Annotated in this window: 21 protein-coding genes; 14 read left to right on the top strand and 7 right to left on the bottom strand. The window is 75.0% G+C overall.

Translation table 11 applies throughout. The features are described from left to right. Nucleotides 1-74 precede the first annotated feature (74 nt). The 7 genes from AC3EVP_RS35430 (at nucleotide 75) to AC3EVP_RS35400 (ending at nucleotide 6,937) form a co-directional block, all read left to right on the top strand. A complete protein-coding gene (locus tag AC3EVP_RS35430) occupies nucleotides 75-1,001 on the top strand; it encodes a hypothetical protein (protein WP_435137511.1) in 927 nt (308 codons plus the stop codon). Continuing rightward, nucleotides 998-1,732: a hypothetical protein gene (locus AC3EVP_RS35425; RefSeq protein WP_435137508.1), complete on the top strand. Its 735-nt coding sequence runs from the start codon at nucleotides 998-1,000 to the stop codon at nucleotides 1,730-1,732. The genes AC3EVP_RS35430 and AC3EVP_RS35425 overlap by 4 nt, the downstream gene beginning before the upstream one ends. Nucleotides 1,733-1,828: 96 nt before the next feature. Continuing rightward, complete coding sequence (locus AC3EVP_RS35420) at nucleotides 1,829-3,256, top strand: RICIN domain-containing protein (RefSeq protein WP_435137505.1); 1,428 nt, start codon at nucleotides 1,829-1,831, stop codon at nucleotides 3,254-3,256. A gap of 208 nt (nucleotides 3,257-3,464) precedes the next feature. Continuing rightward, on the top strand, nucleotides 3,465-4,289 hold the full coding sequence (locus AC3EVP_RS35415; protein ID WP_435137502.1) for an LLM class F420-dependent oxidoreductase: 825 nt from the start codon (nucleotides 3,465-3,467) through the stop codon (nucleotides 4,287-4,289). Next, nucleotides 4,289-4,720, top strand: a complete 432-nt coding sequence (locus tag AC3EVP_RS35410) for a TIGR03668 family PPOX class F420-dependent oxidoreductase (RefSeq protein WP_435137499.1) — start codon at nucleotides 4,289-4,291, stop codon at nucleotides 4,718-4,720. Before AC3EVP_RS35415 ends, AC3EVP_RS35410 begins: the two co-directional genes overlap by 1 nt. 415 nt (nucleotides 4,721-5,135) lie before the next feature. Further along, nucleotides 5,136-6,329, top strand: a complete 1,194-nt coding sequence (locus AC3EVP_RS35405; RefSeq protein WP_435137496.1) for a hypothetical protein — start codon at nucleotides 5,136-5,138, stop codon at nucleotides 6,327-6,329. Next, nucleotides 6,326-6,937: a hypothetical protein gene (locus tag AC3EVP_RS35400; protein WP_435137493.1), complete on the top strand. Its 612-nt coding sequence runs from the start codon at nucleotides 6,326-6,328 to the stop codon at nucleotides 6,935-6,937. The genes AC3EVP_RS35405 and AC3EVP_RS35400 overlap by 4 nt, the downstream gene beginning before the upstream one ends. A 140-nt stretch (nucleotides 6,938-7,077) precedes the next feature. Here AC3EVP_RS35400 and AC3EVP_RS35395 read toward each other — a convergent pair whose 3' ends face one another. The 4 genes from AC3EVP_RS35395 to AC3EVP_RS35380 form a co-directional block, all read right to left on the bottom strand. Next, the gene (locus AC3EVP_RS35395; RefSeq protein WP_435137490.1) at nucleotides 7,078-9,513 is read right to left on the bottom strand and encodes a tetratricopeptide repeat protein; all 2,436 of its coding nucleotides are present in this window, start codon (nucleotides 9,511-9,513) and stop codon (nucleotides 7,078-7,080) included. A 178-nt stretch (nucleotides 9,514-9,691) separates the two neighbouring features. Beyond that, nucleotides 9,692-10,456: a 3-oxoacyl-ACP reductase FabG gene (gene fabG / locus AC3EVP_RS35390; protein WP_435137487.1), complete on the bottom strand. Its 765-nt coding sequence runs from the start codon at nucleotides 10,454-10,456 to the stop codon at nucleotides 9,692-9,694. Then, nucleotides 10,446-10,598, bottom strand: coding sequence for a hypothetical protein (locus tag AC3EVP_RS35385; protein WP_435137484.1), 153 nt, complete (start codon nucleotides 10,596-10,598; stop codon nucleotides 10,446-10,448). The genes fabG and AC3EVP_RS35385 overlap by 11 nt, the downstream gene beginning before the upstream one ends. Nucleotides 10,599-10,700: 102 nt before the next feature. Continuing rightward, nucleotides 10,701-14,828, bottom strand: coding sequence for a type I polyketide synthase (locus AC3EVP_RS35380; protein ID WP_435137481.1), 4,128 nt, complete (start codon nucleotides 14,826-14,828; stop codon nucleotides 10,701-10,703). A 678-nt stretch (nucleotides 14,829-15,506) separates the two neighbouring features. Here AC3EVP_RS35380 and AC3EVP_RS35375 point away from each other — a divergent pair. Continuing rightward, nucleotides 15,507-17,009 carry a pyridoxal phosphate-dependent decarboxylase family protein gene (locus tag AC3EVP_RS35375; protein WP_435137478.1) on the top strand — a complete coding sequence of 501 codons (1,503 nt, stop codon included), beginning with the start codon at nucleotides 15,507-15,509 and terminating at the stop codon, nucleotides 17,007-17,009. 73 nt (nucleotides 17,010-17,082) lie between these two features. Further along, nucleotides 17,083-17,577: a GNAT family N-acetyltransferase gene (locus tag AC3EVP_RS35370; RefSeq protein WP_335982888.1), complete on the top strand. Its 495-nt coding sequence runs from the start codon at nucleotides 17,083-17,085 to the stop codon at nucleotides 17,575-17,577. 17 nt (nucleotides 17,578-17,594) lie between these two features. Here the strand turns inward: AC3EVP_RS35370 and AC3EVP_RS35365 are convergent, their stop codons facing one another. Further along, nucleotides 17,595-18,653, bottom strand: a complete 1,059-nt coding sequence (locus tag AC3EVP_RS35365) for a Gfo/Idh/MocA family protein (RefSeq protein ID WP_435137474.1) — start codon at nucleotides 18,651-18,653, stop codon at nucleotides 17,595-17,597. A gap of 107 nt (nucleotides 18,654-18,760) precedes the next feature. Between AC3EVP_RS35365 and AC3EVP_RS35360 the strand changes: the two genes are divergently transcribed. Genes AC3EVP_RS35360 through AC3EVP_RS35350 form a run of 3 tightly spaced genes read left to right on the top strand, consistent with a single transcriptional unit; the run spans nucleotide 18,761 to nucleotide 21,534 of the window. Continuing rightward, nucleotides 18,761-20,110, top strand: a complete 1,350-nt coding sequence (locus tag AC3EVP_RS35360) for a multidrug effflux MFS transporter (protein ID WP_335982885.1) — start codon at nucleotides 18,761-18,763, stop codon at nucleotides 20,108-20,110. 16 nt (nucleotides 20,111-20,126) lie between these two features. Then, nucleotides 20,127-20,321 carry a hypothetical protein gene (locus AC3EVP_RS35355; protein ID WP_335982883.1) on the top strand — a complete coding sequence of 65 codons (195 nt, stop codon included), beginning with the start codon at nucleotides 20,127-20,129 and terminating at the stop codon, nucleotides 20,319-20,321. Continuing rightward, entirely contained in the window at nucleotides 20,287-21,534 is a 1,248-nt protein-coding gene (locus AC3EVP_RS35350) for a serine hydrolase domain-containing protein (RefSeq protein WP_435137469.1), read from the top strand. The genes AC3EVP_RS35355 and AC3EVP_RS35350 overlap by 35 nt, the downstream gene beginning before the upstream one ends. Nucleotides 21,535-21,573: 39 nt before the next feature. Here AC3EVP_RS35350 and AC3EVP_RS35345 read toward each other — a convergent pair whose 3' ends face one another. Then, nucleotides 21,574-22,239 carry a TetR/AcrR family transcriptional regulator gene (locus AC3EVP_RS35345; RefSeq protein WP_435137466.1) on the bottom strand — a complete coding sequence of 222 codons (666 nt, stop codon included), beginning with the start codon at nucleotides 22,237-22,239 and terminating at the stop codon, nucleotides 21,574-21,576. 86 nt (nucleotides 22,240-22,325) lie between these two features. Between AC3EVP_RS35345 and AC3EVP_RS35340 the strand changes: the two genes are divergently transcribed. Together AC3EVP_RS35340 and AC3EVP_RS35335 are read left to right on the top strand one after the other, a co-directional pair. Next, nucleotides 22,326-23,267 carry an aldo/keto reductase gene (locus tag AC3EVP_RS35340; RefSeq protein WP_435137463.1) on the top strand — a complete coding sequence of 314 codons (942 nt, stop codon included), beginning with the start codon at nucleotides 22,326-22,328 and terminating at the stop codon, nucleotides 23,265-23,267. Between the two features lie 222 nt (nucleotides 23,268-23,489). Then, nucleotides 23,490-24,227: a CDP-alcohol phosphatidyltransferase family protein gene (locus tag AC3EVP_RS35335; protein ID WP_435137460.1), complete on the top strand. Its 738-nt coding sequence runs from the start codon at nucleotides 23,490-23,492 to the stop codon at nucleotides 24,225-24,227. On the opposite strand, the gene AC3EVP_RS35330 is transcribed toward AC3EVP_RS35335, so the two are convergent. Beyond that, nucleotides 24,199-24,693 carry an FAD synthase family protein gene (locus tag AC3EVP_RS35330; protein WP_435137517.1) on the bottom strand — a complete coding sequence of 165 codons (495 nt, stop codon included), beginning with the start codon at nucleotides 24,691-24,693 and terminating at the stop codon, nucleotides 24,199-24,201. The two genes, AC3EVP_RS35335 and AC3EVP_RS35330, sit on opposite strands and share 29 nt — an antisense overlap. Nucleotides 24,694-24,745: the final 52 nt, after the last annotated feature.

The raw sequence follows: 24,745 nt of genomic DNA, 5'->3' as shown, positions 1-24,745 counted from the left end.
CGCGCCGCAGGATAGCGCCGCCGGCGCCGGCCGCAACCTCTGCGAGGTCGCGGCCGGCGTGCTGTACTGGCCAGGTGAGACGCGAGCCCGGGCCGGAGTCCGACGCCCGCGGAGGGCCGGCCGTCGGTGCCGCTCCCGCGGCCGCCACCGGTGTGGCCGACATGGCTGGAGCCGCCGAGCGGATGCGGCGCCGGGTCCGGCTGATGATCGAGATCACCGCGCGGGCGGGGGAGTACCGCCGGGGCCTGGTGAAGGCGGCCGGCCGGCTCAGCGACGAGGAGGCGGTGATCCTCGACGACCTGGAGCAGCACGGCCTCCAGGTGCCGCAGCTGCGCGACGTGCTGCGCGGCGGCCACGTCCTCGTCGACGACCCGGCGCTGTACGACAAGTGGCGCACCGGCCAGGGCAACCACCCCCGGCTGTCCAGCCACCACCGCGACATCGACAAGAAGCGCTACCCCGACTTCGGGATGCGCGGCCATGTGGTGCGGGAGAAGCTGCACGGCCGTACCGCGAACGGCACCTGGGTGCAGCTGGAGAAGACCCCGGCGGCCTTCGGCGGGTCCAAGGCGCCCAGCCTGGACGACCTGCGGCACCTTGTGGACTACCTCCAGTACCGCTTCACCGGCAGCAACGTCGGCCCCTGGGGGCTGTCGCGGATGACCGAACGCCGCCCGCTGTACCTCTCGCCGATGGTCGCCGTGCCCACCTCGCTGACGCCGCCGGTCGCGCGCACCCTCGCCCGGACGCTGCGCCGGATCGAGGAGAGCGACGACACCACGGCCGTCTCCCGGGAACTCGCGGCGCACTTCCCGCCGCCCGACCGGGCCGACCTCGGCGGCGAACTGGGGCAGGCGCTGACCGGCCGCGGCGGGCGCGGGCTGTTCGGCAACTCCGAGGTGTGGGTCACGCAGGCGCCTTCGCGCACCGCGGCGCGGGTGCTCCGCGAGCGGCACGAGCCGCCCGGGCAGGACACCTGGCGGTCAGGAGGACCGGCATGAGCGACGACACCCCCGGGCCCGGCCAGGCGTCCGTGCCGGCCGGACTGGTCACGGCCGTGGTGAACATGGTGCACACCGGGCCGGTGCTGCTCGGCGCGTACACCATCGCCGAACTCACCGCCGTGGACGCCATCGTGGACTTCCTGGAGGCCCGCCCCTCGGACGAGGAACTCGCCGAGGCCGTACGCTCCCTGGCCGCCCGGGAACTGCTGCTCGCGGGCAGCGGCGAGCAGGTGCAGGTACGCGGCGACCTGGGCATCGCGGTGGCGTTCCAGCAGCGGGCCCGGCGGGTGCTCGACGCTCGTACGACCGGCACCGAGGCGGGCGAGCCCTGGCGCATCCTGCTGCTGCCGCAACCCGAGCGGATCTGCCTGATGGTGCGGATCGACGCGCTCGGCGTCCACCAGATCGGGCTGTACGAACTCGGCGCCGCGGTCGACATCCTCGTCGACTGGCTGCCGCGCGGTCGCCCGGCCGACCCCGACCCCGGTACCGAACCTGGCGCCGACGCACTGCTGTCGGGTGCGGAGCGGGCCGCGCTGCTCACCCTCACCGAGTACACCGCGGAGGGCTCCGCCGAGATCGCGGGCGCCAGCACCGACCTGGTGCTCGCCCGCAGGTCGGGCCGGCTGCACCTGCTCACCCGGGAGGGCAGCGGCGCCGCACTGGAGCCGAAGCCGGTCGCCGGCAAGGACGAGATCCGCGACCGCCTGGTCCGGCTGCTGACCTGACCCGGCCTCGAAGGGCAACGGCTTCGCCCCCGCGGCGGCGCGAACTGCCCATGGGTCCGCTGCCGTCCGGCACCGAAGATCCCTAAACTCAGCACCGTGAGCCTTTGGACTGCCCTGGAACCCCCGTCCGCGACCGTCGACCCGGGTGGGAGCACCACGGTACGGCTGCGAGTGCGCAACACCGGCGACGTGGTGGACGAATACCGCTTCGAAGCCGTCGGGAACATCGCGCCCTGGGTCCGGATAGAACCGCAGGTGCTGCGGCTCTACCCCGGCACCACCGACTCGATCCTGCTGACGTTCGCCCCGCCGCGCACCCCCGACGCCGTCGCGGGCCCCAACCCGTACGCGATCCGGGTCACGCCCACCGAGAGCCCCGAGGCCACCACGGTGCCCGAGGGCAACCTCACCATCACGCCGTTCACCGCCGTCCGCGCGGAGATCGTGCCGCCGACGGTGAAGGGCCGCTTCCGCGGCAAGCCCAAGCTCGCGGTGGACAACATCGGCAACACCAAGCTCACCGCCTCGATCCGCGGCGCCGACAACGGCGACCAGATCGGGTACGACATCCACCCGGCGAACGTCCAGATCGAGCCCGGCCGGGCCGCGTTCGTGAAGACGACGCTCCGGCCGCGGCAGATCATCTGGTTCGGCGCCAGCCAGCAGCGCCCCTACACGCTGGACGTGACCCGCTCGGGCGCGGACCCGGTCAGCGTCGACGGCAAGTACGTCCAGCGCGGCTTCCTGCCGCGCTGGGTGGCCGCCACCTTCTGCGCGCTGATCGGCCTCGTCATCGCCTTCACGATGTTCTGGCTCACCCACAAGCCGCAGGTCAGCTCGCTGGCGACGCCGAAGGCCAGCCCGGCCGCGTTCAGCACCCTGACCCCGACACCCGCGGCGCCCACCACCCCGGTCACCACCCCGCCCACCACACCGGCGACCACCGCGCCCCAGTCCTCGAGCGGCGGGGGCGGCGGCGGGACCACGAAGCCCAAGAGCGTGCTGCCCGCGACCCGGGTGCTGCTGTGGAACACCACCACCGACAAGTGCGCGGACATCCCCGGCTCCGGCGACGGCCAGATCGGCGGCGCGGTCAACGAGTTCAGCTGCATGGGCACGGACGCGGACAACCAGCTGTTCGACCTCGAGGTGCGCTACCAGAACCAGGGGCCGGGCGGCACCAAGCTGTTCCAGATCCGCAACGACAAGGACCGGCTCTGCATGGACCTGCCGGACACCGGGCCGCAGCCGGTCACCACGAAGATCATCGAGGGCCGCTGCACCGGCACCACCGACGACAACCAGCTGTGGTGGCTCGCCAAGCAGCCCGACGGCGCCTACTGGATTCGCAACTACGCCAGCGACAACCTCTGCCTGGACGTGTCGGGCGAGAGCACCGGCGGCGACAACACCGCCCTGACCCTCTTCCACTGCACCGACACCGACGACCAGGAGTGGAAGATCCGCAAGCCGGACTCCCAGCCCTGGGACAACCCGCCGGCCACCACGAGCCCGTCGAACTGAACGGCCGGGAACCGCGCGCGGTGACCGAGCGCGCGGCAACGTGGCGGCGGGGAAGAGGACCGGGCGCCGCTTCGTTGATTCCGGCAACCGGTCCGACCTGGGCCGGCCCCCGCGGGCCCCGCCGCGCTCGGCGGCGCCCGGGTGGTATGCCTGTACGGAGGCCGGGCCACGGTGCCCGTACGGGTCGAAGCGACGAGGAGCCAGCCGTATGAAGTTCGGGATCTCCACTTTCATCACCGACCGCAGCATCCGCCCCGCCCCACTCGGGCGGGCCCTGGAGGAGCGCGGGTTCGACTCGCTGTTCATCGCCGAGCACAGCCACATCCCGGTGAGCCGCGAGTCCGCCTACCCCGGCGGTGGCGAGCTTCCCGACATCTACTACCGCACCCTGGACCCGTTCGTGGCGCTCACCGCCGTCGCGACCGTCACCGAACGGCTGCTGGTGGGCACCGGTATCGCGCTCGTCGCCCAGCGCGACCCGATCCACACCGCGAAGGAGGTCGCCTCGCTCGACCTGGTCTCCGGCGGGCGGGCCGTCTTCGGCATCGGCGTGGGCTGGAACCGCGAGGAGATGGCCAACCACGGCACGAACCCGGCCGTCCGCGGCCGCCTCGCCAACGAGCGGCTGCGCGCGATGATCGAGCTGTGGACGAAGGAACAGGCCGAGTTCCACGGGGAGTTCGTCGACTTCGACCCGGTCTTCGCCTGGCCGAAGCCGGTGCAGCAGCCGCACCCGCCGATCTACGTCGGCGGCGGCCAGGGCGCCTTCCCGCGCGTGGTCGAACTCGGCGACGCCTGGCTCGCCAACAGCCTGCCGCCGAAGGTGCTGGGGGAGCGGATGAAGGAACTGCGCGCCCTCGCCGGACGCGATGTCCCCGTCACGGTCTACGCCGTGCCCGACGACGCGGAGACCATCGAGGCGTACGCCGAACTCGGCGTCGAGCGCGTGCAGTTCTACCTGCCGTCCGACCCCGAGCCGGCCGCGCTCGCGCACCTCGACCGGTTCGCCGAGCTGGCCGCGCGCCTCGGCTGATGCCCGCGCTCGGCACGGCCGAGGCGCGCGAGCGGTTCACGGCGTCCCCGATCGCCAGGCTGGCGACGGCGGACGCCGCGGGCCGCCCGCACCTGGTGCCGGTGGTCTTCGTGGTGGCCGGGGACCTCCTGGCGATCGCGGTCGACCACAAACCCAAGACGTCCCCGCGGCTCAAGCGGCTGGCCAACATCCGCGCGAACCCGGCGGTCTCCCTCCTCGTCGACCACTACGACGACGACTGGGACCGCCTGTGGTGGACCCGCGCCGACGGCCGCGCCCGCGTCCTGCCCCCGGCCGCCGCGTCTCCCGCGGCGGCCCGCTGGACCGCGCTCCTGACCGCCAAGTACCCTCGCCACTACGCCGACCGGCCCCCGGCGGGCGAGGTCATCGAGGCCCACATCACCACCTGGACCGGCTGGCACGCCACCTGACCTTTGACCCCCCCGCCGCCCCCGCCGCCGCCCGCCCGTGGCGGCGCGACGGGCGCGGTTCCGCGGGCGAAGCCACCGGGCAGATGACCATGAAGGCGACCTTCCGTGCGGCGCATGGCATATGCTCGGCGGAGCCGTATGCTTCGCCCCCCGTCCCGAGACACCCACGGGCAGGTCCGGACGGCGCCGAAGCGGTCGTGGCCATGGGAGCAAGGGTGCTGCAAGCTCTCTGCAAGGAAGCCTCCGAGACCCCTGGGTAGTTCCCCGACAGGACCCGACCGGGATGCGCCGAAACGGTCGGCGCGGGTCGGTGGACAGCCGGCCGGACCGAGGAGTCCGGGACGGCGGAGGGGGACTTTCTATGCGCGCCGAGATCGGCCCGGAAAGGCCGATGGATGGGGATCGCGAACAGTGGATGACGGTTCGCGACTGCAAGAAGATTCTGGTCATAGGGCAGACGCTGACGTATCTCCAGCGGCTCACGGACATCTTCCCGATGTTCGACTCCGACATGAGGGTGCAGCTGTTCTTCACGGTGGCGCCGCACGCCGCCTTCGGCGAGGGCGCACTGCGCTTCCTGCGCCGGCTGCGCGCCCCGGTGATCCCGTGGGAGGTCGCGGTCCGGCACGAGTTCGACCTCGCGCTCGCCGCCGGCTGGGAGCACATCGAGCAGGTCCGCGCGCCGGTCGTGCTGCTCTCCCACGGCGCCGGGCAGATCAAGGCCCAGCGGGTCTGGCACGGCCGCCCCGGCCAGGAGCGGCCGCCGGGCATGCTCAGCCGGGACAACCTCACCCGCGACGGGCGGATGCTGCCCGCCGCCGTGGCACTCGCCCACCGCGACGACCTGGCGACCCTCGCCCGCAACTGCCCCGAGGGCGTGCCCGTGGCCACGGTGGTCGGCGACCCGGTGTACGACCGGCTCACGGTCAGCCTGCCGCACCGGGACGCCTACCGGGCCGCGCTCGGACTGCGCGACGGGCAGCGGCTGGTGGTGCTCAGCAGCACCTGGGGCCAGGGCGCGTCCTTCACGGCGCTGGACGAACTGCTGCCGCGCCTGCTGGGCGAACTGCCGCGGCGGCGCTACCGCGTGGCGATGCTCAGCCACCCCAACATCTGGGCGGGGCACGGCTGGTGGCAGGTGCAGTCCTGGCTGTCCGGCTACCGCCGCAGGGGCATCGCGCTGGTGCCGCCGGAGGCCGACTGGCGGGCGTACCTGGCCGCGGCGGACTGGGTGGTCGGCGACCACGGCTCGCTCACCTCCTACGCCACCGTCACCCCGGCGCCCATCCTGCTCGCCCGCTACCCCCACGAGCGGGTGCACCACGCCTCACCGGCCGCCGCGCTCGCCCGGCTCGCCCCGGCCCTGACGACGGCCCGCCCGCTGGAAGCCCAACTGCGGTACGCCGCCGAGGAGTACGACCGGCCCGCCTACGCGGCGGTGGCGGCGCGGCTGACCTCCGAGCCGGGCCGGTTCAACCAGCGGGCCCGCGCGCTCGTCTACGGGCTGCTCGGCATCGGCCGGCCCGCCTACCCGGTGCCGCCGCGCCCGGTCCCCGCCCCCGCCCCGCTCTCCCGCTGGACGGCCGACCGGACCGGAGAGGCGGCATGAGGCCGCGGCACACGGACGCGGTCCCGCACCGCACCGCCGTGGCGGTGCACCGCCGGCCGGCCGGCCGCGGGCAGCGCCCGGCCGGGCTGCTCGTCGTCCGCACGGCGGGGTCCGCGCTGGTCACGGTCCGCCGGCTGCCGCTCGACGGCGCCGGACGGTACGGGCCGGGCGAGGTCGTCGACGAGCACGTCAACACCGCACTGGCCGCGGGTTCGCCGCGGCCGGAGGTGGCGGACGTGCTGGTGCTCGGCTGTGCGCACCGGCCCGCACTGGCGCTGCGTACGGCGCGGGGCGCGCTGGAGCGGTTCCCTGGCTGCCTGGTGGCGGCGGTGCCCACCGCCGACGGCGGCTGCGTCGCGGCCGCCCGCGGCGGGCGGCAGGTGACGGTCACCCCGGCCGACGGCCAACGGGCGCCGACCGAAGCGGAGTTGGCCGTGGTGGCGTCCTGCCTGCACACCGAGCTGGTGCTCGGCGGCAACTGGGCCGACCTGGCGGCGATCTGCCTGTCCGCGCCGTCACCGCGGGCGCCGCGCCACGGCCGGATGCGGTTCCGGCCGGGCCCGGTGCCACCGGCGGACCCGGCGGCGGACCGGCGCCTGTCGGCCTGAAGGCGCGCCGCACCCGCGCCGCACCATGACACCGATCGGCCCCGGCCCGCCGTGCACCCCGCGGCAACGGCCGGGCGCCGACCGGTGCCGACCGGTGCCGGCCGGTACGGGGCGGCCCGACCGGATCGGGCGCACCGCCCTCAGGGCGAGGCGTCCGCGGGCCCCAGCTCGGCAAGGCGCCGCCGCACCCGCTCGGCGTCCACCGGGGCGAGAGAGGCGTAGATCCGCAGCGCCTCCTCGTACTGCTGCCGGGCGGCGGCCTCCTCGCCGTCCTGCTCGGCCAGCAGGCCCAGCATCTCCAGGGTCCTGGCCCGCCAGAACACCGACCCGGTCGCGTCGAACCCGTCGAGGGCGCCCCGCAGCTCCCGCGCGCCCTCCGCACGGCGCCCGGCCCGGCCCAGCGCGAAGCCGAGGAGCGCCCTGGCCCGCGCCGCGTCATAGGCGTCGTGCTCGGCCGACAAGTCCCGGTGGGCGCGGCCGAGGTGCTCCACCGCGCCCTCGAAGTCCGAGCGGTCCAGGGCGAGTTCGCCCAACCGCAGCCGGGACAGCGCGGCCCCGCGGCGGTAGCCGGCCGACTCCCGCAGCGCCAGGGCCCGTTCGTGCGCCTCCTCGGCGCGGTCCAGCCGCCCCGCCTCGCGGAAGGTGGTGCCCAGCCCGATCAGCGCCTGCGCCTCGTCGAGCCGGTTGCCCCCGGCCCGGGCGAGTTCGAGGGCCTGGGTGAACCAGACCTCCGCCTCGTCATGGCGGCCGGCGCCGCGCAGCCCGATCCCGCCCGAGGTGAGCATCCGCGCCTCGCCCGCGGCGGCGCCGTCCCGCCGCGCGGCGGCGAGCCCGGTCCGGTGGGCCGCGATCCACGCGTCATACAGCCGCAGCCGCAGGAACATCGGCCACAGGGCGTCGACGAGTTGCCAGGCGGTGGCGTGCCACTGCCGGTCGGCGGCCAGCGACACCGCGGACGTCAGCGCGTCCTGGTGCGCCTCCAGCCAGGCCAGTGCCGCGCTGTCGTCGGCGAACGACACCGCCGCCTCGGTGGGGAACCGGTAGTCGCGCGCCAGAGTGCGGTGGCTGGGCGCGAGCAGCGCCTCGGCGCGGGTGGCCGTGGCCAGGCACCAGTCCGCGTAGCGGCGCAGGGTGTCGTCCCGGTCCTGCGCGGAATCCCGCGCCTGGCCGCACTGCACCGCGTGCAGCCGTACGAGGGCGTGGAAACGGCACCGGTCCGCGCCCGCCGGCTCCAGCAGGTTCGCCTCCACCAGCACGTCGATCAGCCGCCCGGCCGCGGCGACGGTGAGCCCGCCCGCGGCCGCCGCCGACGGCGGGTCGAACGGGACGGCGGGCAGCAGGCCCAGGCACCGGTACAGGCGCGCCGCGTCCGGCGCCAGCGCCCGGTAGGACGCGTCGAGCACCGCCTCCACGGTCCCCGCGCCCTCCGCCCGCAGCTCGCCCAGCGGCCCGGCGCCCGCCGTCAGCGCGTCGCGCAGCGCCGCCACCGGCTGGTCGGGCCGCGCGGCCAGCCGCGCCGCGGCGAGCCGTATGGCCAGCGGCAGCCCCCCGCACAGCGCGACGACCTCGCGTGCCGCGGCCGCCTCGCGCTCGGCCCGCAGCCGGCCGGCGCCCCGGGCGAACAACTCCTGGGCGGCCGACGGGTCCAGCACCCCCACCCGGCAGAAGCCGGCGCCGTCCACCGCGAGACCGGTCAGCCGGTACCGGCTGGCGGCCATCACCAGGCTGCCGGGGGCGCTGGGCAGCAGCACCCGCACGTCCGCGGCGGTGAGCGCGTTGTCCACCATGACCGCGAACCGGCGGGTCGCGGTGACCGACCGCCACTGCGCCGCCCGCTCGGCCAGCCCGGCCGGCTCGACCGTCTCCCCGAAGGCGCGCAGCAGCGAGCCCAGCGCCTCCGCGGGACCGACCGGCACGTCGTCCGGCTCGTTCCCGCCCAGGTCGACATAGAGCTGGCCGTCGGGGAACTCCGCCTCGCGCGCGCCCAGCCACCGCGAGACCAGGGCGGTCTTGCCGACGCCGCCCTGACCGCTGACCACGATCACCTGAGCCACGTCCGGCTCGCGCCGGTCGCGCAACTCGTCCAGCATCCGCAGCTCCCGCTCGCGGTCCGTGAAGTGCGCCGGGACCGGCAGGAGTTGGCGGGGGACCGGGCGCGGCGCGGGCGCGGGCGGCTGCGCGTGGTGGAAGTGGATGTCGCCGGTGATGTTCCGCGCCTGCACCATGCCGCCGTGCACTTGCGCGCCGCCGGCCAGGTGGTTGCTGACCACCTCGACGGCGGCGTCCTGCCCTGGTGAACGGGCCCTCCAGGCGTGGAGCCGGTCGAGCAGCGCGCCGTGCCGGGCCGCGCACGCGGCCAGCGCGGCCGCGTGATCGCGTAGGGTCGCCGACACCGCGCCGCCGCTGTTGGTGACGGGGTCCGCGCGCAGGTCGTGCCAGGCGGCGGCGAGTTCCGGATCGACCGCCGCCACCGGCCCCATCAGCATGGCGAGTTCCTGCCATGCGGCCGAGCCGCGCCCCGTGCCGTGCAGCAGCTTGGCCGATAACAGCGCCTCGGCCACACCCTCGTCCCGCATGTCAGCCCGTCCCCCCTCACCGGCGACGGCCCGCCACGGTCCGGACGCGCGCGCCGGATGCCTCGTTCCGTCGTGTTTCCCCAAGGCATACCCTGCGATCGCGGTGCGGTCGCCTCCCGGCGGGGTGGAGGGCCCGCTTCGAGTCACGCGCCCGGCACCCGCGCTCGCCCGCGAGGGCTCAGAGGATGAGGCCGCCGGACATCTCGATGACCTGGCCGGTGATGTAGCGGGCCCGGTCGGACGCGAGGAAGCAGACCAGCGCGGCGACGTCGTCCGCGTCGCCGAACTCCCGGGACGGGATGAGGTTCCTGAGGCGTTCGGCCTGCGGTTCGGGGATCGCGGCGGTCATGTCCGTCGCGATGAACCCAGGGGCCACCGCGTTGACCGTCACCCCGAGCCCGCCGATCTCCTTCGCCAGCGCCTTGGTGAAGCCGATCACCCCGGACTTGGACGCGGAGTACGCGGTCTGGCCCGGGGCGCCGTGCAGCCCGGAGGCGGAGGTGATGTTGACGATCGCGCCGCGCCGCTGCCGCACCAGCGGCATCACCAGCGGCCGGGTCACGTTGAACATGCTGCCGAGGTTGGTCTCCAGCACCTCGTCCCACTGCTCGCGGCGTATCCGGGCGAAGCTGATGTCATGGGTGATGCCCGCGTTGTTGACCAGGATGTCCACCGCGCCGTCGAGTTCGTGCAGCGCGTCCTCGGCGAAGCGGCCGGCGTCCGCGGTGTCGCCGACCCGGCCCGGCAGCGCGGTGCACCGCTGGCCGGGATGGGCGGCGCGCATCCTCTCGGCCAGCTCGGCGGCGGCCGCGGCACTGGAGTGGTAGCCGAAGACCACGTCGGCGCCCTGGGCGAGGGCGAGCCGGACCACGGCGGCGCCGATACCGCGCGCGCCACCGGTGACCACGCACTTGCGGCCGCTCAGCGGCAGGTCAGCCGACATGGCCCGCCCCCTCGCCGGCCGGCACCAGCCGCTCCTTCTGCTGGCCGACCTCCCGCTCGCGGAAGCCGTGCTGGATCTTGTTGACCTGGCGCCGGCCGAGGTGGCTGTCGATGTAGTCCGTGACGTAAGTGGAATCCAGCATGGTCCGGCTCATACCTCCGGGAGGGTGCCCCTGCGGGCCTGGGGTGGGGGAGCGGGTCGAAGGGGGCGGGTCGAGGGGGAGCGGGTCGAGGGGCGGCGGGGTTCAGACGTTCGCGGCGGCCGGTTCCGCGGACAGCACCCGCTCCAGGAGGAAGTCGGCGAGCCCTTCGACCGTCTGGTAGTCGAGCGCTTCCATCGCCTTGTAGCGGAACTCCAACTTCTCCTGGATACGCCGCTGGAGCGCGGTGACCCGCAGCGAGTCCAGGCCGATCTCCAGCAGCGCGAGCGACGGGTCGATGCCGTCGGCGACGGTGTCCATCTCCTCGGACGCCTTGCCCAGCGTCTCCCGGACCTCCGCGGCGATCCAGTCGATGACCGCCTGGCGGCGCTCCTGCGGGCCGAGCGGGGCCAGCGCGTCCAGCAGCTCGCGGCGGCTGCGGCCGGGCCCTTGCGCCGGGTGCTCGGCGGGGGCGGGCAGGTCGCTGCCGGCCAGCGCGCCCGCGTGCCGGAACTCGACGCCTTCGAGGTCGGCGACGATCCGGCCGTCGGCGTCGGACAGCCGCACGTCGACCACGAAGCCGGTCCGCGCGGCGTGCGGGCGGCGCCGCACCTGCGCCCACACCTCGCCGGGCAGCGGACCGGGCAGGGCGAGCCGGCGCAGCGCCACTGGTACGTAGCCCCCGGGGAGCAGGGCGTCCCCGGCCTGCGGTGCCGCCGGCACGGTGCTCTCGGCGCCGGCCGGGGTGAGGAAGAGCGCGGCGGCGAGCTGGAGCGCGCCGTCGAGCACCGTGGCGATCCGGTACGGGTGCGTCTCGTCGGGCGCGCCGTCGGGGGTGGCGGTGATCCGGCCGAGCGCCTCCTCGCGGCCGCCGCCGGCCAGCCACAGCTCGCGCACGGTGGCGAAGTGGAAGCCGTGCTCCAGCCCGCCGTCGCGCAGCGCGCCGTAGAGCTGGGCGGGGCGCCGGGCGTGCGGCGCGTCGGCGCGCAGCGCCTCCGGCAGCCGCCCGGCCCGCTCGCCGCTGCGCGCCGGTGCGATGGTGCCGTGGCAGTGCTCGGGCCGGCTGCCGTCCTTCGCGCCGCCGGTGACGGTGAAGCGGCGCTCGCCGTCGGGTGCGGGCGCGGTGAGGGTGACCTGGGCGGTGGGGCCGTCGGCGGTGAGGACCAGGGGGCGGGTGAACTCGATGTCGCCGAGCACGAGGCCGGGGTGCTGCCCGCGGGCACCCCCGGCCGCTACGGCGTCCTGGGCGTCGCCTGAAGCTTCTGCTGCCGCGGCTTCTGCTGGTCCTGCTGTTCCCGCCGCGGCCTCGGCGGCTTGCGTGGCCTCGGCGGCCTGCGTGGCCTCGGCCAGTGCGCGGACGGCCAGGTCGAGGTAGCCGGTGGCGGGGAAGACGGTGGCGCCGTGCACGCGGTGGTCGGACCAGGGCGCGGTGGCGGCGAGCGGGTAGGTGTGGACGGTGGCCTCGGGCCGCTGCGCGGGGATCGCGGTGGCGGCCGCCACCGCGGCGCTGCCGTCCTCGGCCGGCGCGGACGGATCGACCCACCAGTAGCGGTCCTTGCGGAAGGGGTACTGCGGCGCCGCCGAGGTGCGCCGGTACCGGTCGCCGCGGTAGAGCCGGGACACCGCCAGTTCGGCCCCGGCGGTGAACAGGGCGCCGGCGGCGGTCAGCATCCGCCGCACGTCCTGCCGGTCGCGGTCGAGGGTGGGGATCACGGTCACCCCGCGGTCGGCGAACGCCCCGGCGAGGTGCGCGGTGAGCGCGGCATGCGGCCCGACCTCCACCACCAGGGTGCAGCCGGCGTCGACGGCGGCCCGTACGGCGTCGTGGCAGCGTACGGTCGCGCGCGCCTGGGCCGTCCAGTACGCGGGGCCCTCCGCACCGGTGAGCGCACCGCCGGTGGTCGCGGAGAACACCGCGCACTCCGGCCGGGTGGCCCGCAACTCGGCTGCGTGCTTCGCCAGTTCGGGCAGCGCGGGGTCGATGAGCGGGGAGTGGAAGGCGTGCGAGGTGCGCAGCCACGCGGTGTCCACCCGGGCCTGTGCGGCGAGTTCGGCGATCTCCTCCACGGCGTCGGCGGTACCCGAGACGACCACGTCGGCCGGTCCGTTGACGGCCGCGAGCGCCACCTGCTCCTCGCGGCCGGCGAGCCAGCCGGCGACCGTGTCCTGGTCGGCCCGGATCGCCAGCATCCGCCCGCTGCCGGGAAGTTCGGCCATCACCTGGCCGCGCCGCACGCTGAACCGGGCCGCGTCCTCCAGGGGCAGCATGCCGCCGACGCAGGCGGCGACCAGCTCGCCGACGCTGTGCCCGGCCACCGCGGCCGGCCGCACGCCCCAGGAGCGCAGCAGCTCCGCGAGGCCGTACTCGACGGCGAACAGGGCCGGTTGGGCGAAGCGCGTGTCATCGAGGTCCACCCCGCCGCCCGCGTACCCGCCGCCCCCGCTCGCACCCCCGCTCGCGCCCCCGGCTTCGCCGTCCGCGCCGAACAGCACCTCCCGCAGCGGAACCTGGAGCACCCCGTCCATCGCCGTCGCGCACCGGTCGACCGCGTCGGTGAACACCGGTTCCTGCGCGTACAGTTCGCGGGCCATTCCCGGGTACTGGGTGCCCTGGCCGGAGAAGACCAGGGCGACCTGGGCGGTGCCGCGCGGGTGCCCGCTGGAGACGGTGGCCGGGGCGCGGCCGGTCCGCCACTGCCGCAGGCTGTTCGCGAGCTGTCCGGCGCCGCGGCCGGTCACCGCGATCCGGTGGCTCAGCGCGGCGCGCCCGGCGGCCGCGGTGAACACCGCGGCGGGCAGGTCCTGGCGGCCGGTGGTGGACAGGAAGTCCGCCCAGCGGTCGGCGAGTTCGCCGAGGCTGTCGGCGGACTTCGCGGAGAGCACCAGCAGTTCGTCGGTGCGGGCCGGTACGGCGGCCGGGGGCTGTGGCTCGGCCGGCCGGCGGGGCGCCTCGCGCAGCAGCGCGTGGGCGTTGGTGCCGCTGTAGCCGAAGGAGTTGACCGCGGCCATCCGCGGGGTGTCGCGGCGCGGCCAGCTCACCGGCTCGGCGGGAATGCGCACGGGGGTGCCGGACAGGTCGATCTTCGGGTGCAGCCGGTTGAGGTGCAGGCTCGGGTAGATGGTCTCGCGGTCCAGCGACAGCGCGGCCCGGACCACTCCGAGCAGGCCGGCGCCGGCCTCGATGTGCCCGACGTTGCTCTTGCCCGAACTCACGTACAGCGGAAGGTCGGCGGGGCGCCCGGCGCCGTAGGTGCGCAGGATGGCGTCCATCTCGATGGGGTCGCCGACGGGGGTGCCGGTGCCGTGCGCCTCCACGTAGTCGACCTGGGCGGGCTGTACGCCGGAGCCGGCCAGCGCGGCCCGGATCACCCGCTGCTGGCTGGCGCCGTCGGGCGTGGTGAGGGTGCGGGTGCGGCCGGTGTGGTTGAGCGCGGTGCCGACCACGCTGGCCAGGATCGGGTCGCCCTGCTCCTCGGCGAGGGACTGCCGCTTGAGCAGCACCGCCACGCAGCCCTCGCTGCGGACGTAGCCGTCGGCGTCGGCGTCGAAGGTGCGGCACTGGCCGGCCCGGGAGAACAGGCCGAGCTTGGAGAAGGAGATGTGCACGTCCGGCGCGAGGATGGCGTTGGCGCCGGCCACGATCGCGGTGTCGCATTCGCCGGTGAGGATGGACTGCCGGGCCAGGTGCAGGGCGACCAGCGAGCCGGAGCAGGCGGTGTCCAGGGTCAGGCAGGGGCCGCGCAGCCCGAGGAAGTGCGCGACGCGGCCGGCGGCGATGCTGTCGGTGTCCATCGCCTCGTGGGCGGTGATGCCGTTCAGCCCGGCGCGGCTCTTGAGGGTGGAGTAGTCGAAGGACATCAGGGCCATGAAGACGCCGGTGTTGCCGCCGGACAGCTCCTCGGGGTCCTGCCCGGCGTTCTCCAGGGCGTGCCAGACGGTCTGGAGCACCATCCGCTGCTGCGGGTCCATGTGCGCCGCCTCGGCCTCGGAGACGCCGAAGAAGGCGGCGTCGAACCGGTCGACGTCGTCGACGAACCCGCCGTGCCGGACGTAGGTGCGGCCGCGCACCAGCGGGTCCGGGTCGTACAGCGCGTCCACGTCCCAGCGCTCCGGCGGGATCTCCCGTACGCAGTCCCGGCCCTCCTCGAAGACGGCGCGGGCCTCCTCCAGGGTGTGCACACCACCGGGCAGGGTGCAGCCGACGCCGACGACGGCAATGGGCTCTGTTTCCAAGGGGACTTCTCCTTAAACGGTGCGTTCGGGTGGGACGGGGGAACGCGGCCCTCCGGATTTCGGCGGAGGTCCGTACCGGCGGGAGTGGCGGAGGGGAAGAGCGGCGGAGCGGCGGAGCAGCGGGGTGGCGAGTGCGGTGCGGGGGAGTGCGGCGCGGCCGGGCAAAACCCGTTTCGGGCTCCCGGCACGGGATTTCGGCGCTTTCGGTGGACGGCTCCGCGTCGCTCGGCGGTCGAATACCCGCGCGGAGCAGCCGGTCCGGTCCCGCTCGGAACCGACCGGATGTCATCAAGTGAAGCAGCCAACTGCACGACACGCGCCAGCTGTTGCCGCGATATCACCCGAACGGGTCCACGTCCGCGGGGCGTTCCGCGGCTGGGCGTCCGAGAGCACCGGACCCGCCCGCGGGGGCAATTGTGCGGCGCCGCACAATTGCCCCCGTAGTCGCGTTGCGGCCGCCGCCGAATTACCGTTGAATTCCCTACTTCCGTGGGTGCGGCGCCATTTGTCGATCGCTTCACCCGGTGCGCACCGAATCGCCACACCCTTTACCCCGTTGGAATGAAAGACGCATTCCCGGTGATCGGCGACGGGCCCGGCCGGAAAGAACGCCCGTACCGTTCAGGGCGCGATACGGCCGTAAGACGGCGGCGCGCGACAAGGAGAGGGGCGTACGACGTGAGGGGACGACCCATGGTCCCGGCCCAGTCGACCGCCGGATCGAGGAAACCGGCCGGACCGCGGCCCCGCGGCGTGCTCGCCGAAGTCGCGGGCTACGCGGAGGCGTTCATGGCCGCCGACCGGACGGTGCGGGCCCGTGACCCGGGACGGGTCGCCGAACTCCTCGGCGGGCCGCTGCCGGTGGCCGGCCACCCCGAACACGCCACCGTGGAACGGCTGATCAGGGCCGGCGAGGCGGGCGCTCCGGCCACCGGCGGTCCGCGCGGCTTCGGTTACGCGGTCGGCGGCGCGCTGCCGGTAGGTGTCGCCGCGGACTGGCTGACCAGCGTCTGGGACCAGTGCGACGCCTTCCACGACCTCAGCCCGCTGTCCGCGGTCGCCGAAGAGGTCTGCGAACGCTGGCTGGTGGAGCTGCTCGGGCTGCCGGCCGGCACCGCGATGGGCCTGACCTCCGGCTCCACCACCGCCAACCTGGCCTGCCTGGCCGCCGCCCGCGAGCACCAGCTCCAGCGGGCCGGCTGGAGCGCGGGCGAGCAGGGCCTGGCCGGCGCGCCGCCGCTGACCGTGCTGGTCGGCGAGGAGACCCACGCCTCGGTGCTGCGCTGCCTGCGGCTGCTCGGGCTCGGCGGCGCGATCCGCCGGGTGCAGGCCGACGACGTCGGCCGGATGGCCGTGCCCCACCTGCGCGACCTGGCCGCGGCCGCCCCCGGCGGGCTCATCGTCTGCGGCCAGGTCGGCTCCACCCACTGCGGCGCGGTCGACCCGCTGCGGGCGATCGCCGAGGTCACCCACGCGCACGGCGGCTGGCTGCACCTCGACGGCGCGTTCGGGCTGTGGGCGGCGGCCTCCTCCCGGCACCGCCCGCTGCTGGACGGCGCCGGCCAGGCCGACTCCTGGGCCTGCGACGGCCACAAGTGGCTCAACACCCCCTACGACAGCGGGCTGGCGTTCTGCGCCCGGCCCGAGCCGCTGCGCCGGGCGGTCGGCCCGCACACCGAGTACGCCCCCGGCGCCGAGCCCGCCGGCCGCGAACCGCTGGACCACCGGGTGGAGATGTCCCAGCGGGCCCGCGCGCTGACGCTGTGGGCGGTGCTGTACCACCTGGGCCGGCAGGGCGTCGCCGACCTCGTCGACCGCAACTGCGCCGCCGCGCGCCGCCTCGCGGTCCGGCTGGCCGGCGAACCCGGCATCGACGTCCTCGTGCCGGTCCGGCTCAACCAGGTGCTGCTGCGGATCGGCGACGACGCGCACACCCGCCGGGTGGTCGGACGGCTCCACTCCGAGGGCACCTGCTGGGTGACGCCCACCCACTGGCGCGGGCAGAGCGCCGTACGGCTGTCGGTGTGCGGCTGGCGCACCGACGAGGCCGCGACCGAGCCGGCGGTGGCCGCCTTCCTCGCCGCGCACCGCACGGCCCGCGCCTTCGGTCCCGGGCCCGAGGACCCCGGCCACGGCCGCCGCGACACCGGCCCCGACACGCGCCGGCAGGCGCCGACATGACAGGCCACCGCTCCGCCGTGGCGCGCGGCGCGGGCGACGGCCGCGCGGCGCGGGACGCCGTAGCCTCTCGGGTATGAACGACTCCGTACACGTGCGTACCGCCACCGCTCAGGACATCGAGGGCATCGTCACGTGCAGCGTGGCGCTGCTGACGGAGGACGCGGCCGTCCGCGACCCGGCGGTGGAGCCGCAGTGGGCGCTGCGGCACGGCAGGGAGTCCTTCGCGGCGACCCTCGCCGACCCGTCGTCGCTGGTGCTGGTCGCCGACGGCGGGGACGGCGCCGTCGTCGGCTACCTCGTCGGCGCCCTCGCCGAGCCGGTCGCGGTCCTGCCGATCCGCAGCGCCACCCTCCGGGCGCTGTACGTCGCCCCCGGCCACCGCGGCAGCCGCGTCGGGACCCGCCTCACCGCCGACTTCCTCGCCTGGGCCCGCAGCCGGGGCGCCGTCCGCGCCGAGGTCAACGCCTACGCCGCGAGCGACACCACCCGCCGCTTCTACGAGCGCCAGGGCTTCACCACCCGCGCCATCCGGCTCGACCTCGACCTCACCCTGCCGCCGGCGCAGTAGCGGGCCGCCGGTGCGCGTCAGTCGACGCCGGGATAGCGGACGTTGACGCGTTCGCGGACGCGGTCGAGGGTGGACATCACCGCGAGCGAGCCGTCCAGCGGCACGAGGGGCGACTCGGTCTCCCCGGCGCGCAGCGCCCGCATGACCTCCGCGGCCTCGTGCCGCATGCTCCCGCGCTCGTGGTCGTCGCTGACGTCGGAGAGCAGCACCGTCTGCGGCTCGACCCCCTCGCGGTGGACGACGAACCGGTCGGCGTTGAAGAAGCCGTCGGGGATCTCGATCCGCCCGCCGGTCCCGGCGATCGCCGCCGGCGCCCCGATGTCCGCGGTGAACCCGCAGCTCAGCGTGGCGATCGCCCCGCTGTGCCAGCCGAGGACGATCCCGGTCGCCGCGTCCACCCGCTCCGGCGTCAACTGGGCCCACGCCTCCACGGTGTCGGGCACCCCGAGCAGCAGGTGCGCGAAGGACACCGGGTACACCCCGAGGTCGAGCAGTGCCCCGCCGCCCAGGCGCGGGTCGCGCATGCGGTGCTCGGGCGGGAAGTCGCTGTGGAAGCCGAAGTGCGCGCTGACGTGCCGTACTTCACCGATCACGCCGTCCTGCACCAGCGCCAGCAGGTGCCGGATCAGCGGGTTGCAGTACGTCCACATCGCCTCCATGAGGAACAGCCCGCGCTCGCGGGCCAGCCCCACCAGCTCGCGCGCCTCACGGGTGTTGATGGTGAACGCCTTCTCGCACAGCACCGCCTTCCCCGCCTCCAGGCACAGCCCGGCGGCGGCGCGGTGCGCGGAGTGCGGCGTGGCCACGTACACCACGTCCACGTCCGGGTCGGCGGCGAGTTCCGCCCAGTCGCCGTACGCCCGCGGTATGCCGTAGCGCTCGGCGAACGCCGCCGCCGCCTCGGTGCTGCGCGAGCCGACCGCGACCACCTCGGCGTCCGCCGGCAGCGACAGCAGCGCCTCGGTGAAGCTCGCGGCGATCCCGCCGGTCGCCAGGATGCCCCAGCGGATTCTGCGCCCGGGTGCGCCGGCGCCCGCCCCGCCCGCGGTGTGCCCGCCCGTCGTGTGCTCGCTCATCGTGCGTACGCCCTCGCTCGTTGCGGACCTCACATCTCGGTCCCCGGATATTCGTGCCTGATGGTCCATGGCGACTGAAAGAATAGGCAACGCTTCAACAACTTCCGATGGAGAGTGCCCACGTGCAGGACGCCGGGCCCAACGGCCCCGCCCAGTTCACCGCCACCCACGCCCCGACCTCGACCCCCATTCCCCCGGCACCCGCCCCGGCCCGCGGCCCGCGGGGGAAGCACCCGGCACCGGACCGCAGCGTCCGCACCGGCTTCGTCGTCACCCTCGTCCTCGGCGGGCTCACCGCGCTCCCGCCGCTGTCGATGGACATGTACCTGCCCGCGCTGCCGCGGGTCTCGGGTGCTCTGCACGCCTCGTCCGCGATGGTGCAGCTGACCCTGACCGCGTGCCTGGCCGGCATGGCGCTCGGGCAGCTCGTCGTCGGCCCGCTCAGCGACCGCTGGGGCCGCCGCCGCCCGCTGCTGGCCGGCATGGCGATCTACGTACTGGCCACGGTGGTCTGCGCGTTCGCCCCCACCGTGCCGCTGCTGATCGGCTTCCGGCTGGTCCAGGGGCTGGCCGGCGCGGCGGGCATCGTGATCTCCCGCGCCGTGGTCCGCGACATGTACGACGGCCTGGACATGGCCCGGTTCTTCGCCACCCTCCAGCTGATCTCCGGGGTGGCCCCGATCATCGCCCCCGCGATCGGCGGCCAGATCCTGCGGCTGACGAACTGGCGCGGGATCTTCGTGGTCTGCGCGGTGGTCGGCACCCTGCTGACCGTCGTCTGCTGGCGGCGCCTGCTGGAGACGCTGCCTCCGGAGGACCGGCACAGCGGCGAGCTGAGCTCCACCTTCGGCTCGATGCGCAGCCTGCTCGCGGACAAGGTCTTCACCGGCTACGTGCTGGCCGGCAGCTTCGCCTTCGCGGCGCTGTTCACGTACGTGTCCGCGTCGTCGTTCGTCGTCCAGGACATCTACGGCGCCTCCCCGCAGACCTTCGGCTGGCTGTTCGGCCTGAACTCCGTCGGCATCGTCGGCGTCGGCCAGCTCAACGGCAAGGTGCTCGTCGGCCGGGTGGACATGGACAAGGTGCTCGGCTTCGGCCTCGCCATGATCACCCTCGCCGCCACCGCGCTGGTGCTGCTGACCACCGGCGCCCTCGGCCACGCCACCCTCCCGGAGATCGCCGCCGCGCTGTTCGTGCTGATGGCGTCGATGGGCCTGGTGCTGCCCACCTCGAACACCCAGGCGCTGCTGCGCACCCGCAAGCACGCCGGCGCCGCCTCCGCGCTGATCGGCACCTCGTCCTTCCTGGTCGGTGCCGTGCTGTCCCCGCTGTCGGGCGTGGCGGGCGACGGCACCGCGGTGCCGATGGCGGTCACCCAGCTCGGCTGCGTGCTGGTCGCCGTGGCCTGCTTCGCCGGGCTCTGCCTGCGCGGGCGGCGTACGGTGGAGGGACCGTAGACCTCGGGAGGTTGCGATGTCCGACGATCCGGAGAAGACCTGGGCGTTCAAAACCGCCGACAGTACGCTGCACACCGGGGCGGAGCACTCCATCGACCCGGAGGACCTGGTGATGGCCTCCGGCCGCGACTGCACGCCGGAGCTGATCGAGAAGGCCCGCAAGGCACTGGAGGAACATGGCCCCGCCGCTGTCGAGAGGTTCCTGCCGTGAGGCCGGCCTCGACACCGACGAGCTGCACCGGATCGTTCCCGGCCTGAGCGCCTGGCTGGAGCCCGGCCACGACCACGACCGCCCGCACCCGTGGTGCGCGGGCGCCGTCGTCGTGGCCGGGCGCGGCCGTGTGGTGGCGCTGCACGAGGCGGTCGGCTGGGCGGTGCGCTACGCCGCCTACGACGAGCACGCCGACCGCGGGGTGGAGCTGCCGCGCGAGCGGTGGGTGCCGGCCAGGGCCGACACCGTCTTCGACCTCGCGTCGGTCACCAAGCTCTTCACCGCCCTCGTCGCCGTCCAGCAGATCGAACGCGGCGCCCTGCGGCTGGACGCGCCCGTCGCGTCGTACGCGCCCGAACTGACGGCCGCCGCGGCGCACGGCGTCACCCTGCGGCACCTGCTCACCCACACCTCGGGGCTGCGGCCGGAGCTTCCGCTGTACGACGAGCCGGACGCCGCGGCCCGCGCCGCCCGCCTCGCCGCGGAGCCGCCGCTGACGCCCCCGGGCACCACCCGGACGTACTCCGACCTGAACCTGCTGCTGCTCCAGACCGTGCTGGAGCGCGTCACCGGCCGCACCGTCGACCGGCTGATCGCCGAGCAGGTCACCGGGCCGCTGGGCATGGCCGACACCCGCTACAACCCGCCCGCCTCCTGGCTGCCGCGGATCGCGGCGACCGAGGACCAACGGCGGCCGTGGGGGAAGCTGGACCGGGGCATGGTGCACGGCTCGGTGCACGACGAGAACGCGTACGCGATGGGCGGGGTGGCCGGGCACGCCGGGCTCTTCTCCACCGGGTGGGACCTGGCGGTGTTCTGCCGGGCGGTGCTGGACGCTGTCGCGGGGACGTCGCAGGTGCTGCTGTCGGCGGCGGGGGTGCGGTTGCTGCTCGGGGCCGGGGGTGCGGGCGGTGCCGGCGGTGCGGGCAGCGCGCGCGGCGCGGGCGGCGCGGGCGGGGCGGGTGCTGCGGGCGCGGGCAATTCGGGGCCTGCGCTGGGCTTCGAGCGCGACCAGCCGTGGTTCATGGGCGAGCTGGCCGGGCGCGGTGCGCTCGGGCACACCGGGTTCACCGGGACCGGGCTGGTGCTGGACCCGGCGACCGACACGTTCCTGGTGCTGCTCACCAACTCGGTGCACCCCGCGCGCGGCTGGCGCGAGGGCAGCAGGCCGCGGGCCGAGGCGGCGACCCGGCTGGCACGCGCGGTGCGCTGACCCTTTCTCCCGGCCGCGGCCGCGGGGGGAGCGGTGCCGTCACGCGGCCGGCCGCGGCCGCAGCGCGTCCATCACCAGCTCGATCAGCCGGTCCGTCTGCTCCTGGCCGCCGCCGGTGGCCGCGGTCAGGAAGATCCCGACGAGCATCACGGTCAGGTCCTCCGCCGCCACGTCGCCGCGGATCGTCCCGTCCTGCGCGCCCGCTGCCAGCAGGGTGCCGACGGCCGCGCCGATCCGCCGGCGCGTGTCGGGCGGGGAGATCCGGCCCGAGGACCACCCGGCGCGCAGCACCTGGCCCATGCCGCGCTTGGTCGCGACGAAGGCGGCGTAGCGCCGCATCCACGCCCGGAGCGCGTCGGCGGGGGGTAGCTCCGCCAGCAGGCGGGGCGCGCTGGCGGTGACGTCGTCGAGTTCGGCCGAGTAGACCGCCTCCACCAGGGCCTCGCGGGTCGGGAAGTTGCGGTAGAGGGTGCCGATGCCGACTCCGGCCTCGCGGGCGATGGCTTCGAGCGGGGCGGCCTCGCCGGCCGTGGTGAAGGCGGCGCGGGCGGCGGCCACGAGTTTGTCGCGGTTGCGCTGGGCGTCGGCGCGGGCGGCGCGCTTGCGGGGCGGGGGCTTGGGGGCCGTGGGAGCCGCTTCGGGTGCGGGTTCGGGTTCTGGCGAGGGTTCGGGGGCGGGTTCGGGTGCGGGGTCGGCGTCAGTCAAAGCGGAGGGTCCTCCGTTAAAGGTGTACAGTGGCGATACGGAGGTTCCTCCGCTTACTCCATCGTCTCACGAGGAGCATATTTCCCATGGCAGCAAGCCCCGCCGCCCCCGCCGGCGGCACCACCGGCCTCGGTAGCCACACCGTCTCCCGTATCGGCTTCGGCGCGATGCAGCTCGAACGCCTCCACGACGACCGCGCCGCCGCCGTCGCCCTCCTGCACCGCGTCGCCGAGTTGGGCGTCAACCACGTGGACACCGCCGAGTTCTACGGCGACGGCTTCGTCAACAGCGTGATCCGCGACGCCTACCGCGACCGGCTCGGCGCGTCCGACGCCTCCGCCGACGGCACCGGCATGATCATCGTCAGCAAGGTCGGAGCCACCCCGGCCGACGGACCCATCCGGCTGCGGCTGGCGCAGCGCCCCGACGAGCTGCGCGCGAGCGTCGAGGACAACCTCAAGAGCCTCGGGCTCGACCGCATCCCCGTGGTGAACCTGCGCCGTACCGACACCGGGCCCGGGCTGCGCGCCGAGGGCGACCAGGTCGTGGACCTCGACGACCAGCTCGCCGTCATGACCGACCTGCGCGACCAGGGCAAGATCGGCGCGATCGGCCTCAGCTCCGTCTCGATCGACACGGTGCGCCGCGCCCTGCCGGCCGGCATCGTCTGCGTCCAGAACGCGTACAGCCTGGTCGCCCGCCGCGACGAGGAGATCCTCCGGCTCTGCGTCGCCGAGAACATCGCCTGGGTCCCGTACTTCCCGCTCGGCGGCGCCTTCCCCGGGCTGCCCAAGGTCACCGACGAGCCCGCCGTCCAAGCCGCCGCCACCGCGCTCGGCGCCACCCCGGCCCAGGTCGGTCTGGCCTGGCTCCTCCACCACACCCCCAACACCGCCCTGATCCCCGGCACCGCCGACCCCGCCCACCTCGAGGCGAACATCGCCGCCGGCGCCCTCCACCTCGACGCCGCCACCCTCGCCACCCTCGACGCCGTCGAATCCCGCCCCCTGGAGCTCCCGCTCAGCTGACCCCTGCCAGACTGCCGGGCATGCCCGCCCTGGTCCCCCCCGCGATTCCCCGCGGCACCCTGTCCCGCACCGCCCAGCCGCTGCTGCCGGTCGGCGGTGACATGGTGCGGCGGGGCGAGGAGAAGCAGGGCGGCGTCTGAGGCGCGGTACGGCTGATCGCGCGCGCCGGGTGGGGCCGGTCCGGCAGGATACGGGTGGGGGGCGGCGGCGAGGGGGAGGCGGATGGGCGGGCGGGCGCTGGGGTTCGGGGAGGCGCTTCGGCGGTTGCGGGGGGCGCAGAAGACCGCGAAGGGCGTCTCGCTGTACTCGCGGTACGTGAACCGGCCGGTGGGGCGGGTGCTGGCCGCGGGGGCGTACCGGGCGGGGCTCGGCCCGAACCAGGTGACGCTGGTGAGCGCCGCGTGCAGCGGCGCCGGGATCGCCGCGCTCGCCGTGGCGGCACCGTCGTGGCGGCTGGCGGTGGCCGTCTACGCCGCGCTGGCGGTCGGCTTCGCCTTCGACTCGGCGGACGGCCAGCTCGCACGGCTGCTGGGCCGGGGCGGCCCGGCGGGGGAGTGGCTGGACCACGTGGTGGACTGCGCGAAGATCACCGCGCTGCACGCGGCGGTCCTGATCACCTTCTACCGGCACTTCCGGCTGCCCGGCGCGGGCTGGCTGCTGGTGCCGCTCGGCTTCCAACTCACCGCCGTACTCGTCTTCTTCGGTGGCCTGCTCACCGACAAGCTGAAGCCCAAGGGGAGTTCGGCCGGCGCCCCGGCGCAGCCGCCCTCCCGGCTGCGGGCGGTCGCCCTGCTGCCGGCCGACTACGGCGTGACGTGCGCGGCGTTCCTGCTGCTCGGCAGCGAACGCGCCTTCCGCTACGGCTACACCGCGCTGTTCGCGGTGCATGTGCTCTTCCTCGCGGCCTTCCTGACGAAGTGGTTCCGCGAGCTCAACGCGCTCCCGCGTCAGGCGGGTTGAGCGGGGCGGCGGCCGCACCTGCCGCACCCGCCGCGCCCGCCGGTCCGGCCAGCACGTCCAGCGCCCGCCGTAACTGCGTACTCGACGTGTGCACGGTGTACGGGAAGTACACGACCTCCACCCCCACCGCGGCAAGCCTCTCCTCCAGCCGCCGCCCTTTCTCCGTCCCGCGCCAGTCGTCCCCCTTGAACAGCACGTCGAACCGCACCTGGCGCCACGTCTCCAGCTTGTCCGGCACCGTCTCCACGAACGCGGCGTCCACGAACCGCACGCTCCGCACGATCTCCAGCCGCTCCACCAGCGGCACCACCGGGCCGCGCCCCTTGGCGAGTTGGGCCATCTCGTCGGAGACGACACCCGCCACCAGGTAGTCGCACTGGCTGCGGGCGTGCCGCAGGATGTTCAGGTGCCCGACGTGGAAGAGGTCGTAGACCCCCGGCGCGTAACCGACCCGGTGCAGCATCATCAACCCCCAGCCGTACGACGCTCTCCAGCGTCGCGGAGTCTCAGACGATAGC

It is taken from the genome of Actinacidiphila sp. bgisy144 (assembly GCF_057708105.1).
The sequence above is the reverse complement of the archived record's forward strand: the minus strand, read 5'-3'. Positions and strand labels throughout refer to the sequence as shown.

Excerpts from the sequence above, each read along its gene's own strand:
- AC3EVP_RS35385 (WP_435137484.1), bottom strand. The coding sequence starts at position 10,598 with ATGCTGGATTCCACTTACGTCACGGACTACATCGACAGCCACCTCGGC.
- AC3EVP_RS35410 (WP_435137499.1), top strand. The coding sequence starts at position 4,289 with ATGCCCGCGCTCGGCACGGCCGAGGCGCGCGAGCGGTTCACGGCGTCC.
- AC3EVP_RS35355 (WP_335982883.1), top strand. The coding sequence starts at position 20,127 with ATGTCCGACGATCCGGAGAAGACCTGGGCGTTCAAAACCGCCGACAGT.
- AC3EVP_RS35415 (WP_435137502.1), top strand. The coding sequence starts at position 3,465 with ATGAAGTTCGGGATCTCCACTTTCATCACCGACCGCAGCATCCGCCCC.
- AC3EVP_RS35365 (WP_435137474.1), bottom strand. The coding sequence starts at position 18,653 with ATGAGCGAGCACACGACGGGCGGGCACACCGCGGGCGGGGCGGGCGCC.
- AC3EVP_RS35350 (WP_435137469.1), top strand. The coding sequence starts at position 20,287 with ATGGCCCCGCCGCTGTCGAGAGGTTCCTGCCGTGAGGCCGGCCTCGAC.
- AC3EVP_RS35335 (WP_435137460.1), top strand. The coding sequence starts at position 23,490 with ATGGGCGGGCGGGCGCTGGGGTTCGGGGAGGCGCTTCGGCGGTTGCGG.
- AC3EVP_RS35400 (WP_435137493.1), top strand. The coding sequence starts at position 6,326 with ATGAGGCCGCGGCACACGGACGCGGTCCCGCACCGCACCGCCGTGGCG.
- AC3EVP_RS35340 (WP_435137463.1), top strand. The coding sequence starts at position 22,326 with ATGGCAGCAAGCCCCGCCGCCCCCGCCGGCGGCACCACCGGCCTCGGT.
- AC3EVP_RS35425 (WP_435137508.1), top strand. The coding sequence starts at position 998 with ATGAGCGACGACACCCCCGGGCCCGGCCAGGCGTCCGTGCCGGCCGGA.
- AC3EVP_RS35370 (WP_335982888.1), top strand. The coding sequence starts at position 17,083 with ATGAACGACTCCGTACACGTGCGTACCGCCACCGCTCAGGACATCGAG.
- AC3EVP_RS35330 (WP_435137517.1), bottom strand. The coding sequence starts at position 24,693 with ATGATGCTGCACCGGGTCGGTTACGCGCCGGGGGTCTACGACCTCTTC.
- fabG (WP_435137487.1), bottom strand. The coding sequence starts at position 10,456 with ATGTCGGCTGACCTGCCGCTGAGCGGCCGCAAGTGCGTGGTCACCGGT.
- AC3EVP_RS35395 (WP_435137490.1), bottom strand. The coding sequence starts at position 9,513 with ATGCGGGACGAGGGTGTGGCCGAGGCGCTGTTATCGGCCAAGCTGCTG.
- AC3EVP_RS35405 (WP_435137496.1), top strand. The coding sequence starts at position 5,136 with ATGACGGTTCGCGACTGCAAGAAGATTCTGGTCATAGGGCAGACGCTG.
- AC3EVP_RS35360 (WP_335982885.1), top strand. The coding sequence starts at position 18,761 with ATGGAGAGTGCCCACGTGCAGGACGCCGGGCCCAACGGCCCCGCCCAG.